The 15,761-nt window shown below is 40.9% G+C and carries 8 protein-coding genes; all 8 read right to left on the bottom strand.

Annotated features, from left to right (window positions below; genetic code table 11):
• Positions 1 to 724: 724 nt before the first annotated feature.
• The 8 genes from sprA to Q8M41_RS07645 all read right to left on the bottom strand — a co-directional run bounded on the left by sprA (position 725) and on the right by Q8M41_RS07645 (position 15,753).
• Entirely contained in the window at positions 725 to 7,705 is a 6,981-nt protein-coding gene (gene sprA, locus Q8M41_RS07610; RefSeq protein WP_305364653.1) for a cell surface protein SprA, read from the bottom strand.
• A 93-nt stretch (positions 7,706 to 7,798) separates the two neighbouring features.
• On the bottom strand, positions 7,799 to 8,383 hold the full coding sequence (gene ruvA, locus Q8M41_RS07615) for a Holliday junction branch migration protein RuvA (protein ID WP_305364654.1): 585 nt from the start codon (positions 8,381 to 8,383) through the stop codon (positions 7,799 to 7,801).
• A 45-nt stretch (positions 8,384 to 8,428) separates the two neighbouring features.
• The gene (locus Q8M41_RS07620; protein ID WP_305364655.1) at positions 8,429 to 10,759 is read right to left on the bottom strand and encodes an NADP-dependent malic enzyme; all 2,331 of its coding nucleotides are present in this window, start codon (positions 10,757 to 10,759) and stop codon (positions 8,429 to 8,431) included.
• A gap of 91 nt (positions 10,760 to 10,850) precedes the next feature.
• On the bottom strand, positions 10,851 to 12,074 hold the full coding sequence (locus Q8M41_RS07625; RefSeq protein WP_305364656.1) for a lytic transglycosylase domain-containing protein: 1,224 nt from the start codon (positions 12,072 to 12,074) through the stop codon (positions 10,851 to 10,853).
• Between the two features lie 63 nt (positions 12,075 to 12,137).
• Entirely contained in the window at positions 12,138 to 13,577 is a 1,440-nt protein-coding gene (gene gatA / locus Q8M41_RS07630) for an Asp-tRNA(Asn)/Glu-tRNA(Gln) amidotransferase subunit GatA (protein WP_305364657.1), read from the bottom strand.
• A gap of 192 nt (positions 13,578 to 13,769) precedes the next feature.
• On the bottom strand, positions 13,770 to 13,973 hold the full coding sequence (gene tatA / locus Q8M41_RS07635; protein ID WP_305364658.1) for a twin-arginine translocase TatA/TatE family subunit: 204 nt from the start codon (positions 13,971 to 13,973) through the stop codon (positions 13,770 to 13,772).
• Between the two features lie 10 nt (positions 13,974 to 13,983).
• Positions 13,984 to 14,412: a twin-arginine translocase TatA/TatE family subunit gene (gene tatA / locus Q8M41_RS07640; RefSeq protein ID WP_305364659.1), complete on the bottom strand. Its 429-nt coding sequence runs from the start codon at positions 14,410 to 14,412 to the stop codon at positions 13,984 to 13,986.
• Positions 14,413 to 14,487: 75 nt separating this feature from the next.
• Complete coding sequence (locus tag Q8M41_RS07645; RefSeq protein ID WP_305364660.1) at positions 14,488 to 15,753, bottom strand: murein hydrolase activator EnvC; 1,266 nt, start codon at positions 15,751 to 15,753, stop codon at positions 14,488 to 14,490.
• Between the last annotated feature and the right edge of the window lie 8 nt (positions 15,754 to 15,761).

Consider the following 15,761-nt stretch of genomic DNA (forward strand, 5'->3'; position numbering starts at 1 on the left):
CAAACGCTTAAAGGTTTCATTAAAATAACGCACCTTGCGTTGCTGAACTGTTAATCTTTCATATTCACTGACTGTTGCCATCTCATTTTGGTTTATTGTTTATAAACCTCTATTTTCGGTCAACATATTCAGGCAAGGACATGGAAAGCTTGAAATGGAATTTCCTAAAGATTCAAGAGGTTCCAACTTTCGGAATGACAAATCGTTGGATTGGTAAAGGAGATTCCAGCCTTCGCTGAAATCGGTCAGTTTAGTGCTAATTTAACTAACCAATCCGCAGCAAGATCATCCCTTTAGGGTTATGGTAGATTACACTTCTGCAGATGTTTATTAGTAAAACAATTTACAAAACGTGATAATATGTATTTTAAGTATAAAAACATACTATTTCAGCACTGCATAAAACAAAAAATGAGCAAAAGGAAACATCTATTATCATACAGTTCAGCACTGCGATTCCAAGGAAGGCTGGAATCTCCTCGCCCCCCCTCCCCAACAACAATGTGTGTCATTCTGCGAAAGCAGGAACCTCCTACAAGCATCATATACTTTCATATCAGCGTAGGCTTGAATCTGACAAAAACGCTTGTCAATCTGCAAAGGCAGTAACCCAAAGAGCCTGAGCGGACTCATGAACAATTGAATAGATTTCACTAGCTAATAAATATAATAACCAGTAGTAGAAAGGATGGAAAGGTGTGTGCAAAGCTTAGCTAAAACCCTATTACAGGTTAAACCTTAAATTAACTCCGAAATTGCTGAAGGACGTATTAAAAGTTTGCGAGGTATATGGTTTGGTAATATTGCCATCATAAAACAACCTCATAGTAAATCTCTGATTTAGTACATAATCAACTGATGGCCGGGCGGTGATGTTCTTCGCTCCTGATGAAACCTCTGCGTCTTCCACATCTGCCCGGTAAATCACCAGCTTACGGTCAGTTAAGGCAAAATCCATTTTAAAATTCATGTCATTATCAAGTTTCAATGACTTGAATAATCCAAAAGGGAAACGGAATTTAGTGGTACGGTAGCCCATCCCAAAAACTGCTCCGTCTTCTTTTTGTTGTGCTAATTGGCTGTTCGACAAACTAAAACTGAGAGCCCTTGATTTACGGTACTCCAGATTCAGCGTCATATTATTCTTCAGCCTTACATCCACCCCAAATAATGGCAGGAACTGCTCAAATAAGGTTATCTGTGAAAACTGATAAAAAGGAAGGAAGTTTCCGCTGGCATCTTTCACATAAGCTGCACCATTTGATTCCTGGTAACGTACCAGTGAATTAAATCCGTTCACGCTGTAAAGTGACCGATATGCATGATTAATATCAACAGAAGTAAAAATCTCATTGAAGAAAGAATATTTCGTAAGTCCGTTATAGCTAAATCTCCAGTTAGGAATTGGCACTTTGGGGAACCGATTGAGTGAAATTTTATTTGCATCCTTGCCGGTGTAGGCTGCCATGAAAGAGGCAATCAAAACATCCTGCGAGCTCTTGTTATAACCATCAGCAAAACCTCCGGCTGAGCCCGAAGAATTTGGATTCTGTGCTCCAAGGCGCTGTGAGATTATGGCTCTGTTCTCCTGAAATTGTTGGAACAGACGCGAAGAATTGTTTAACTTATTCTCCTTACTGAATGCGGTTTTCATCGAGAAAAAGGAAATATTAAAGTCTCCGGTAGTAACCGGACTCAAATTTTCGAAGCTATTACTTGAGGGAAGAAATTTGAAATTTGTTGAATAATTAAAACTCTGGCTTTTGGTGGCGGTCAGTTCAATTCTAAGGTCACGGATAGGCTCAATCAAGCCCCTGAAACTCATATCTTCTTTAATGGTATTAATGTATAGCTGGTTCAGTAATGAATCCCGGGTGATCCAGCCATTATCCAGCGAACGGGTTCTGATATCCCGCTGTCCACCGAAAATAAAATCATAACCCGGAGCATTTAAACTCAAATCCTGCCCAATGAAACCTGTTTTTGGAAGATATCCGGGTAGGAAGGTTCCCTCGGTTTTGGTATATGCCCCGCTGATATTTTTCAGACTGGTAATCAGATTAATCAGGAAGCCTGCCGCTTTGCTTTTATCAGCCTGGTTCATACTTCTGACAAAGCCGAATTTATTGTACAAAGCAACCATACTCAATGTAGGATTGAGCTGGACTGTGCGTGAATTCTGAATCGTATTTCCCACATTAATCCTTGGGTCATTCATCGTCAACAAGGGCTCTGTCTGCCAGTTAAAACCCGAACCATAACGGGCTGCCAGTGTAATCCAGTCCAGCCCCGGGATTTTATTAATAGGAACATTATAGGTCAGGTTCATGGTATGACCGTAATCTGTGGTCCGACCCAGCTTCATGAGGTTTTGCCAGAGTGTGTCGCGTTTTAACCCATTTATTCTGCCCTCAGGCTCATCAATAATAGAATAATTTGTTGCATTAAAATCTATCTGCATAGATCGGGTCAGGTTCCAGCTGATGCCGTAGAGACGTGACATCTGGAAGTTTTTATTAAAATTGGTATTGATCGGAAGGAAGTTATTGGGGTCATTATCCCGCAAAGTATTTTCAGAATACAATCGGTCAACATCTATCCGGAAATTCAGAATTGATGGTAAAAGACTGAAATTAAAATCCCTGATCAATGAAAGATTCTTTGATTTGATCAACTTCTCGAAAGGAGTAATACTTTTGGCTTGTTTGGAATAATTATACTGTAATCCGGCACGATAGGTCTTCTGAATGGTACTCTCATTGATGAAATCGCGGTGGTTAAACTCATTAAATGCATAACTGGCACTCAAATTTTCAATATCCCATAGTCGGGTTTTACTTTCAGGATTGGTTTTTATCTTTCTGACATCCGTAAAATTGATACTCTTCCTTGCCGTATAATCCTCAGTAATGAATTTCAATGAATCACGTACTTCTTTCGAAGAATTCTGGAGGGTGGTTTTAAACTCGGTATCCTGAATTCTTGGATCATATTGCGGTGATGCTACCTGTTTTGAGAAATTCACGTACATGGGTACTTTTAATCCGGTACGTTCTGGGAAGAATTTACCAAGTTCTACATTGCCGGAAAGATCAAAGAGCATATCGTCTTCCCTGTTTCGCTCGCTTACCCTGCGATCTATAGAACCGAAGCCAATAGTACTCTTGCTACCTGAGATCGTTACATCTGCGAAATCTGCAAGTTTTGCGTTCATCCTGGCGGTTGCAGCCCAGCCTCCACGTTCATCAAAATCGGTTAACCGCATCTCATTAAACCAGATCTGAGCTGATTTATCGAGTCCGTCATCAAGACCCGGACTTGCTAAATTTCGCAATGGATTACGAACACCGAGCATATAAACACGTACTTTACTTAGATCTGGCTGCCCTTTTACAGTGATGATATTCTGTCCATCCTGATAAACATAAGGGCGATTAATTGGCCATGGTTGGCCATTAAAAATAGCCTTGTTCCGAGCTGCTTTTGCTTCCAAAAACAATCTCAACTCCACATCTATTTTATTTTGGTCGGGCCAGATCAGACCTGGGGCACTGGTTCCCGGACTGGTAACTTTTAACGGTATCTCATAATCATAATAATTGTCCTGATTGTCAGTACCCACCCTTAGAAATGCCCGAAGGTCATTATCCCGTAACTGATCTCCCTCAGCATGAATGAACATTTCCAGACGCTTGTAGGAACGGAAATCATTCATCGTAGTTCTGAATGCAGCACGTCCGTATCCATCCCGCAAATTTCTGACACTTAATGCCAGTGATTGTTCATTCTTGCGGGATTCGCCTCTGAAATTTGTATAATCTATCTCTCTGGTAATTCCCGGAGGAAGCACATACGGTATCGGGGTACGTTTACCATTCTCCTCAATATTCACCGCACTGACATCAATTATTGAATTGTCGAGACCGGGATTGATTAGTGAAGGATCAGCGATAACCTTGGACGGGTTATTCTCGGAATTGTACCTTCTCCACTCTCCTCTAACCAATTGTAATTTTGCCAAACGCATTACAGTAGTGTCAGCAAAATCAGTCATGAACATCCTAATAAAGCGAATAGATTTGAAATCTTGAATATTTCCAACTTTTTGCAAATATTCTGCAATAGGAATTTTAAACTGAATCCACCTGACCGTTTCCTGTGTTCCATTAGCCAGTCTTACCGTTGCGGGAACGATGTCTGAAACATAATTAGTTCCTACCGAAAGCAGATCCTGAGGCCGGATAGAGACCTTGTACTGAAAATACTCATCTGCCTGTGTCGAATTGTTATCCCGGTTGATATCCTCTCCATCAGGAAATGATGTTGCTGCGGTATTCTCAATTCCTGTCTGATCAAGTGATTGCTGGGCGGTTTTTGAGTTTCCCTCGGAATTATTATATTTTTCATACCTCTTTAAAATACCTGCATTGGCCTGATCCAGGTTTGATCCCCTGTAATATTGATAATCATCTGATGCCGGATCACTTTCAATCGAAATTGCAGCCTGAGGATTAATACTGGCTTTTACCTGATTCAAAAAGGAACTGAATTGCTGTCTTTCGTCTGCAGTACTCAGTCCATCGATACCTATATCCTGAAACTGTCTTGCTGTAGGGTTATTGTCAAATGCCTGAATAACCGGTTGAAGTTTTGGAACCCTTCCCCAAATGGTGCTTTCTGTCTTTGCAGTATTCCCATCTATTGGTAAGCCATTTTCCATACTTTTCCTTCCATCTTTCAGAATATCTTCGGAAATATTACCCAGATTGAAATAGAGATCACCACCTGCACTGGTTGTATTGTAAATGAATGGATCAAGCATCCACATTTCGATGAACTCAATGTTCAGTGCTTCAAAGTCGTTCGTTTCTAATTTTCTGAATATCCCACCCCACCTGCTTCGCGGATTGGTGAGAGTACCTGAAGAAGTCAGGCCAGTGGTAGTGAAATTATATGGTCCCCTGATTGTAGGATAGAAAGCCAGATCGAAGGTTGGCAGAATGATTGCCTGACCGGTATTGGAATCCTTAAAAGGAAAAACCTCCCGTTCAAAAACCTGACGGACATAATGGTTTGATAATTCATTCTTATCCCGTCTGATATTATCAGGCGTAAGTGTATTTCCTGTCAGGAAAAATATCGGGTCGATATTATAAAAAGCAAGTCTGGCCCGGTTATAACCATATGCCAGGTCATTATTGAGCCTTGATTCAGGAAAAAATTGTGGGGTACCGGCGATTTGCCAGGATATTGCACTTTTTATGTCGATCATCGACCTGCTTGCCTCAAAATCGTCGAGGTAACTTGCCCCGTTCCTGCTTCCGGCAAAATTCAGTGCTCTTGGATGCCCCGGAACCAGACTGGCATATTCCCCATTAAATGTGATACTGGAAGGCTCCTTGGTATTGATGAACGGAATCTTATCTACCATCCGTGTCAGCCATCTGGAGGGAGAATTATAACTTGCATCTATACCCCATATCGTATTGGAAATGGCTTCCTCCCCAATATTCACTTTCTGAGTGAGCGGCTTTTCAGTCAGATTCATGAAGGTACCACCAAGATTCAGCTTATCATTTACACGATAATCAAAACGTGTACCTGTAAGCGAACGCTGCTGTAATCCAAAAAGTTCATTGTTTTCGAGTTTGATTCGTATTGGCTGACCTGAGCTCAAAAGAGCCGAATTTAAAATTCTGACCACACCAATATTATAATCAACCGTAAAGTCGACTCCTTCCTGCAATGGCATTGATCCTGCAACAACCTGTACCGAACCTTGTGGGATATTAATGGAGTTCAACTGAAATTCTGAACCACCCTGCGACTGATAGGTACCCCTGATCAGATATCTGTTCAATCTGGCAAATAGTTGCTGAGCGATCACTTTTGTGGAATCGTACAGAGGCTGATAAACATATTTATCAATCAGATTTCGCTCAGATACCGGATTAAAACGTTTAGCCAGGTCAGAACCAAAAGGTTCTACCAAAGGGAAGGTGATTCTACCATTCTGGGGGTCGATAGTAATACCCTCCAGAAAATCGAAATAACCATCCGGTTTACGATCGTTCTGCTGATTCAGATTATCCAGATTGGTCATCTGTATCCATAGTTTATTACTGGTATTCTGCCCCTCAGTGATCTGTGGTTTTTCTATGCCTGTTTCCTCATCAAGCCTGAAAATGTTTAGTTTAAAATCGTTGCGACTAACCTGATATGCCCCAAGAGTATAAATATTCTTCATCATCAGATCCCAGGTTGGCAAACTGGTTTTCAGAGTTTCATTCTTTAAAAGCTTAACATATAAAACTTCCGGAGTAGAGTTATTCACTGGATTATCCGTTGAAAACTCTCCTACCTGATATTCAACTCCATTGATTGTATATCGAAAAGCAACCGCAAGCACCTCATCAGCATTTAATTGGGTATTCAGGGAAATATATCCAAGGCGGGGATTTAATATATATTCCTTATCGGTAAGATTCCTGGCAAAAGTGAGTTTAGCGAAGTTATCAGTACCGCCGCCTGCTGCCTGAAAAAAGGAAATTGCATCATTGGAATTGGTCTGTCGTACTCCCGGCGGAAGAACCTGTAACAAATTATTTGACTGCTGACCGAAGCCCGGACCAGCAAAACCTGAAGGCAGAACCGAAAAACCCTGACCACCCTGAACCTGAAAAGTATTGTAAACCTTATTTTCACCCAAATCCAGTAAACCGAGAACATCTCTTGAATTTACGGTGCTGTTTGCCCGGTTGGTGATCCAGACTTCTATTTTTGTAATATTAATATTGGAGCTATTGAGCGGAATATTTTCAAGGGCTTTATTATAATTATCCCTGAAATACTGGGCCAGGAAATAATGCTTGTTGGTTTCATAATTATCCGCCGAAATACTGAATTCATTTTGCTGTGAACCATTGGTGATTGTAATTTCTTTCTGCTGTGATTTTTGCTGTGAAAAAATACTGGTTACATTTAATTTTCCGAATTGCAGTTGGGTCTTCAATCCAAACAAAGCCTGGCTGCCGCTGATGAGGGAAGAGCTTAATGGGAGACTTACGTTACCGGCCTCTATCTTTCTGATGATCTCATCATCTTTCCCTGTATAATCAAGCTTGACCTGATTCTCGAAATCAAACTGGGCTTCCGTATTATAATTGGTGCTGATCTTCATTTTTTCACCAATCTGCCCCACCACATTCATTTGTATCCGCTGGTCGAAATCAAAATTACCCTGCCTGCGCTGCCTTTCATTGAACAATGGATTCTCATTCCGGCTTAAACGACCAGAAAAAGTAAGATCAGCGGATCCCTGAGGGCGGATTTCTATTGTGTTTCCTCCAAATAATTTTTCAAAAGATTTACTGTTTACCATCACAGGCGGGATGAAACCTGGTTCACGAGCTTCCGAAAGTGGAAGATCCGCCAGTTCACGCCAGTAATTGCGCTTGATCAGTTCATTTTCATATCTCTGATACTCTTCTATACTCAGATACTGGGGAGCACGATAAAGCCGCTCTCCTATCTTTTCTCGTATGATATAACGTTTTGATACCGGATCAAATTCAACACTTCTCTGAATATTAGATGGGTTAGGAAGAATAATCCCTGTTTGCGGCTTGACCTGCAGTGTTTTGGAATCCTTAAAAGGATACATAAGTTTAACTGTGTCTTTTGCAGCAGGAGTATTCTGAGCCATTATCCGTCCTGCAAACAGAAGAAGGAAGACACAAAAAAAACTCTTCAGGCAAAAAGTAGCAGCACTTCTCAATTTAAAATGATATTGATTTAATTATAAGCTTTTAAGAGCAATTTTTATCAAAGCTTCGACAGATAAATTTTCTGCAGAAGCTTTGATTGCGCCTTCAAGCGACTTCTCAGCAATATTTTTGTTAAACCCTAACATAACCAAAGCTGATAACGCTTCATCCTTAGCCGTATTATGAACAGGCATAGAGATGAGTGAGTCAGGGCCTTCCTTTTTTAACTTATCCTGTAGTTCGAGTATCATCCTTTGTGCAGATTTGGGGCCGATACCTTTGATCCTTTGAATCAAAGGTACATCCCCTTTAACGATGGCTGCCTGGATCTCAGACGGTGTGATCGACGACAATATCATTCTGCCTGTATTGGGCCCGATTCCTGAAACAGAAATGAGGTGAAGGAACAAACGGCGCTCACCCTCCTCATAAAAGCCATACAAGGTATGTGCATCCTCCTTTACATGAAGCCAGGTATACAGCTTGCAATGTTCTTTCTCCTCCAACGCCGCATATGTATTCAGCGAAATATTAATGTGATAACCAATGCCACCTGTGTCTATGACCACATAGGTTGGGCATTTGAATACCAGTTTACCGTTTATATATGCGTACATCTTTTCAGATTAATATTAATTCAAAATAATTCAGCAGGTTAAAATCTATCCCTTTTTTAAAGCCCGTTTAAATATACCTTTTACCCGAGGATTGACAAGCACTGAGTTTTCCTGCTCCTTTGTCTGAACATCCACTACAGCTATCGTAACCATATTCACTATTTCACGCACCGAGCTACCCAACTGCAAAATATGTACTGGTTTATTCAGTCCCAGCAAGATTGGACCTACTGCCTCAGCACCACCTATTTCCTGCAATAATTTATAGGCAATATTGCCTGATTCAAGATTGGGGAATACTAATACATTGGCAGGCGCACCAACCAGGGTACTGAAAGGATAATTATCTTGAAGCAGGTCAGGATTCATCGCAAAATTTGCCTGCATATCTCCGTCAACGGTAATTTCTTTATACTTTTCATGCAATATTTTTACTGCCTGACGTACTTTTTCAGGGACTGCTCCATCATTCGATCCAAAATTTGAATAAGATAGCATTGCAACTCTTGGCTGAATGTTAAACTTCCTGACAGAATGATCAAGCAGGGCAGTAATGGCAACCAGTTCATCGACCGTTGGATTCTCATTCACTGTGGTATCTCCAAAAAATACAGGACCTTTTTTTGTCAGCATCATGTACATTCCTGCAACACGGTTAACTCCTTCTTCAATACCAATCACCTGAAGTGCAGGTTTGATGGTTGAAGGATAATCTTTGGTTAATCCTGAGATCAAAGCATCTGCTTCTCCGAACTGTACCATGGCAGCACCATAATAATTTCGGTCACGCATCAATTTTTTAGCCTCAAACAAGGTAATTCCACGACGCTGACGTTTTTTGTACAGGTATTCAGCAAATTTGGTGCTTTTTTCAAGTTCATCAAGCGGATCGATAATACTTACTCCATCCAGTTCCAGCTCATTCTCAAGCATGATCCGGCTAATCAGCCCTTTATTCCCAAGCAAAATCGGTATGGCAATACCTTCATCGCGAACAATTTGTGCTGCTTTTAGAATTTTATAATTATCTGCTTCTGCGAAAACAACACGCTTAGGTGCACTCTTAGCCTTATTCGTAATCGTCCGCATCAATTTATCATCAAGACCAAGACGGGCTTTCAATTCCTCATTGTAAGCTTCCCAGTCTTTTATCCCCTTGCGGGCGACACCTGAATCCATTGCTGCTTTGGCAACTGCGGGTGATACTGAAGTAATTAAGCGGAGGTCAATAGGCTTCGGAATGATATAATCTTTTCCGAATTTTATATTTTTTAAGTTATAAGCAAGATTAACCGATTCAGGAACCGTTTTCTTTGCCAGTTCAGCGATTGCGATAACTGCTGCCTTTTTCATTTCTTCATTGATTCCGGTAGCCCTTACGTCGAGTGCCCCTCTGAAGATATACGGAAAACCGAGAACATTATTTACCTGATTAGGATAATCAGACCGGCCGGTAGCCATGATAATGTCTTTACGGGTTTTAATTGCCAGTTCATAGGCAATCTCAGGATCGGGATTTGCCATCGCAAAAACAATTGGATTTTTTGCCATCGTTTTAAGCATCTCAGCAGTTAAGATATCCGGAGAAGAAAGCCCAATGAATACATCCGAATCTTTAACTGCTTCTGTAAGGGTATTAATCTTACGGGTAGTGGCGAATTCAGCTTTGGTACCTTCAAGATTCGCTCGGTCATTACGAATAACTCCTGAGCGATCTAGCATCACAATATTTTCTTTTCGGGCCCCAAGACTTACGTACAGGCGGGTACAGGAAATTGCTGCCGCACCGGCACCATTTACTACAATCTTAACTTTATCAAGTTTCTTTTTCTGCAATTCACAGGCATTGATTAGTGCGGCTGCAGAAATGATTGCGGTTCCATGCTGATCATCGTGCATAACCGGTATCGACATCACCTCCTTAAGACGACGCTCAATTTCAAAGCATTCAGGAGCCTTGATATCCTCCAGATTTATTCCACCGAAAGTCGGCTCAAGCGCTTTTACAATAGTCACAAATTCATCAATGTCCTGGGTATCCAGTTCGAGGTCAAACACATCGATATCAGCAAATATTTTAAAGAGTAATCCCTTACCCTCCATCACAGGTTTTCCGGCTTCCGGGCCAATATCTCCCAGACCAAGTACGGCTGAGCCATTACTGATTACCGCCACGAGATTCCCCTTTGCGGTGTACTTGTAGACATCTTCTTTATTTTCTGCAATCCGAAGGCAGGGTTCTGCTACACCGGGTGAATAGGCCAGTGATAAATCACGTTGAGAATTTGTTGGTTTGGTCGGTACAACCTGTATTTTTCCGGGACGGCCATGAGAATGGTAGTCCAATGCGTCTTGTTTACGGTTAGTTTTGCTCATTAAGTTTAGGAATTGGTCAGTTGGGCAAAATTACAATTCTTTTCGTTATGGCTGGAATAAACAAACACAAGCAGATATGAATCTCAGAAAATTAAGTTCTATTGATTTTAAGTCGCATTCCGGCACTTATTGACGACTTTTTAAGTCCGTTAAGGATTTTTATTTTACTTACCGTTGAACCCTTTTTTTCAGCTATCTCAGAAAGAGTATCCCCTGGTTTTACGGTATAGTATAAATATGGACTTGCTTTTTTTGACAGTTCAGTTCTTGAAGGAGCAGACTTTTTTACTGAAGCAACCAGAGGTGCCGGTTCAGCCATTTCAGCCGTTCCATTAAAAAGGTCATATAAAGATGTATATGTATTATTCTTTACTGAAGGAAGCACCAGTGGTACTGGTGTTGATGCAGACCCATTGACAATCTCCTTTTTAAAAGAAGGATTTAGAAGGAGTAACTCCTTTACATCCAGCTCTGTTGCGGCGGCTATACTGCTGATCGAAATCCTTTTATTAACCGGAATCACATCAGTCAATGTACTGAAGCCCGCAGGTTTAACAGAAATTTCATGATCCTTAAAAAACTTCATTGAATAAACGGTAGCTATAAAAGCAGGGACATAATTCTGAGTTTGAACGGGCAAAAACGGTCTTACCTTCCAAAAATCAGCTACTCCGCCGGATTTCGCAATGGCCCTGGTTACAGCACCGGTACCACAGTTAAATGCGGCAATGGTCAGAAGCCAGTCACCAATTCTGGCATGAGCATCAAACAGATATCTTGCTGCTGCATAACTTGCCTTCACCGGATCCTTACGCTCATCGGTATAATTATCCATGATCAATCCATAACCTCTTGCTGTTTGATACATAAACTGCCATGGGCCTACTGCTCCTGATCTGGAAACTGCCTGAGGGTTCAGTGCTGATTCTACAACCGTAAGGAACTTAAGTTCTTCGGGAATACCAGCCTCTTTCAATGCTTTTTCAAAAATTGGAAAGTAGTATTCAGATAAGCCGAGCATCTTCCCAATCTGTTCCTTTCTTCCCGTATAAATGTCAATATAGTGCTGAACATGCTCATTATAGCTCAATGAAACGTCCTTTTGGATAGACTCAAGTCTGTTTTTATAAACAAGGTTCTGATAGCTCAGGACTGGATCAGGTACAGTACTTGGGGTAAAAAAGGTATCTCTTTGGCTTACTAGATTACCGGAATGTTTCAGAAGAACCGAATCCTGTCTTAAACTGGCCGAGGCCTGGATAGAAAATATCAGGGATAATGTTGCAAAACATACAGTAATTATCGTTTTTCTCATATTTTAAAAATAGAGTACGGCAAATTTACCGGATTAAAAACCATTCCTATAGAAGCCAGAGCCTTATATTGCCTTCAGCAGGTTCTGAAATTTTTTTGAAAAAGCCAACAGATCAGCTTCCCCGAATCGCTTGCCTAAAAACTGCATTCCTAACGGCAAATTAGCAGTATTATTGCCCGCAGGTAAGGAAATTGCAGGAATACCTGCCAATGAAGCCTGTACAGTAAATATGTCTGCAAGATAATTCACCACCGGATCATCACTTTCCTCACCAATGTTAAAGGCTGGTGTTGGCGCGGTAGGTAGCATAATAAAATCATACTCTTCCAATATTTGATTAGTCTTGTCGCGAATCAATCTACGCACTTTTTGTGCTTTTGAATAGTAAGCATCATAATATCCGGCACTAAGAACAAAGGTTCCGAGAACAATTCTTCGCTTCACTTCAGCCCCGAACCCTTCTGAGCGGGAAGTCTTATAGGTTGATTCCAGATCAAAGGAACGTTTGCTGCGGTACCCATAATGTACCCCATCGTACCTTGCCAGATTAGAAGAAGCTTCAGCCATTGTCAGGATATAGTAGGTTGGAACAACATACTCCAGAAATTCAAAAGAAACAGGTTCGACTACATGACCGGCAGCTTTTAAAGAATTTATACTATTTTCAAAAGCAAGTTTAACTTCAGGATCAAGCCCTTTAGAATGCAGCGCTTCCGATAAATAAGCAATCTTTTCCTTTTTAACTTCCTTATTTTCTGAAGTATAAGATGGTACCGTCCTTTGGGAGGCTGTACTGTCGTAATTATCTGCACCGGCGATAATTTCAAGCAGAATAGCAGCATCTTCAACACAATTTGTGATTGGCCCAACCTGGTCGAAAGAGGAGGCATAAGAAATAATTCCATGTCTTGAAACCCTGCCATAGCTGGGTTTTAATCCCACAACCCCGCAAAATGCCGCTGGCTGGCGAACCGATCCGCCTGTATCTGTACCCAAAGCTGCAAGGCATAATCCAGCCTGAACAGCAACAGCAGCACCTCCTGAGGAACCGCCTGAAACCCTGGTTTTGTCGGCATTGTTTCTTACGGGACCATAATAAGAAGATTCATTGGAAGCCCCCATTGCAAATTCATCGCAATTAAGTCGCCCAATAATCAATGCATCTTCGGCAAGAAGCCGCTCAACAACCGTTGAAGAAAAAGGAGAAACATAATTTTCAAGTATTCTTGAACAGGCAGAGACTTTATGGCCCTTATAGCAAATATTGTCCTTTATGGCTATTACCATGCCTGCAAGTCTACCTGCCTGGCCGGAATTCAGCTTTTGATGAATCCGTAAGGCTTCAGAACGCACTTCATCTGTGAAGACCTCTACAAAAGCATTCAGCTCCCGCTTTTCGTCAATACGTTTTAAGTAATGTTCAACCAGAAGTGGTAATGTAAATTCTTTATCATGCTTTGCGAGAGCAGATTGAACTTTGGAAAGAGAAGAAATACCTTCCATGCCTCAAATATTGTGTTAATAGAAATCTAAATTTATGATTTTGCAACAAGATGTTAACAAAATTCATACCTGTTATTAAGCCAGGATTGGCTTTCTATCGTCTCTATAGATTCCAAATAAGGCAATTATTTTAAAATAGAAGTTTCCTCCGGCAAAGATATCACCGGAGGAAATATTTCCAGATTGATTATATTATTTAGTCTCCTGGTCTTTTGAAGTAGAAGCAGGAGTCTCACCTTCACCGTTTTGAGCAGTCTTGAATTCTTTAATTCCTTTACCCAATCCGCGCATAAGCTCAGGGATTTTTTTACCACCAAACATTAACAGCACTACCACGACAATTAAGATAACTTCAGTGGCTCCCAGTCCTGCGAATAATAAAATTGAATTTGACATAATAATTTATTTAATGTGCGATTTTTGTATGCTCAAGCCCCGTTTCATCGGGATTAGTTTGAATTTCTGAACCTGCATCAGCAGTATTATTTTCAGGTTCATATCCTGCAACAGGAGTGCTATTTTCCTGATCCAATTCTGTTTGGGATGCATAGCCATGCTCCAGAACAGCCTCATCAGGACTAGGATAGCCTGTTACAGCAGAGGTTTCAGTATCTACATAATCTGCTGCTGACTGAACTTCAGATTTTACCTGATCAGCAACCTCATTTACGCTATTGATATTATTATGGATTTCTCTTTTAATTCCATCAGATGCATCCTTAAACTCCCTGAGACCTTTACCCAATCCACGGGCAAGCTCCGGAAGTTTTTTACCCCCAAATAATAATAGAACAACGAGGAATATCAGGATCATCTCCGGCCCTCCGATATTCATAAACAATAACACAGAATTAAACATACTCATAATACTATTATACAAATATAGGCAAAAAATGCCTTTTTCTTAAAATTAATTCGCCAGCCAGCCGGCAGGATTCATTGGAGTTGCCCCTTTACGTACTTCAAAGTGAACTTCAGTGGTACCGTCAATAGCATCGGTAATCACCACACCGATATTTTGTTTTAACGTAACTTTCTGGCCTCTTGATACATTTACACTCTTTAAATTCGAATATACGGTAAAATATTCGCCATGCCTGATCAAAACAGCATAAGAACCTGAAATATTCTGAACTGCAGCGACCTCTCCGCCGAATACAGCACGAACCGCTGAACCCGGGGCTGTTTTAATATCAACCCCATTATTTTCGGTTGTTACATTTCGTCCGATGGTATGGTTTCCAAAATCTTCAATGATCATTCCATTCGTTACCGGCCATGGAAGACTCCCACGACTACCCAGAAAATCGGAAGATAGCTTTGCCGATTCAGGTGTTGCCGCCAGAATACTCGATCCGCTAGCAACTGGCTTATAATCAGGTGCATCTTTATTCTCTGCTTTCGCCTTGGCAGCTGCAGCTCTGGCTTCAGCCTCAGCCCGTTTCCTGGCTTCTTCAATTTCCCGGTTTATCGCATTCTGAATCGCCCGGTTTAATATAGCCGATTCCCTTTGTTTTTGGGTCAGTTCCTGCTTTAACTTTCTCTCCTGACTGGTAAGGCTGTTCAGAACCTTAGATTTACTATTCTTTTGAATTCCCAGTGTCCGCTTTTCTTTTTGCTGATCAGTTAAAATTTCGCTTTTCTCCTTTTTATTCCGGTCAAGTTCGCTGATCTTAACATTCAATTCTTTTTGAGTCCCTTCAATATACTGTGCCTGTTTCTTTCTGTATTCACTGAATTGCTGAAGGTATTTCAAACGTTTATAAGCCTGATTGAAATTCTGAGCGGCAAAAATGAACATGAGTTTACTATATGAACTCTGATTACGAAAAGCGAAAAGTACCATCGCCGCATATTCCTTCTTTAGTTTAAGCAATTGCGACTGAAGCGAACGTACTGTATTCGTATTATCTGAGATCTGATTATCCAATAATTTAACCTCTGAATTGATAATGCCTATCTTTTTCTCACGTAAGCGAATTTGGGCATTCAGAGCACGAATCTCCTTCAAGGAAAGGTTTTTATTATTAGCCGTCTGATTAAGGCTCTTATTCAAAGATTCTATTTCCCTTGTCAATGCTTCCTTACGCCTTCTCAGCTCTGAACTACTCTGAGCAAATACGGCACTTACAGAACAAAAAAATACAAGAAAAAGGATACACTTCAAACACTTCATTCTATCAA

The organism is Daejeonella sp., assembly GCF_030684675.1.
In the GTDB taxonomy this organism is placed as follows: Bacteria; Bacteroidota; Bacteroidia; order Sphingobacteriales; family Sphingobacteriaceae; genus Daejeonella.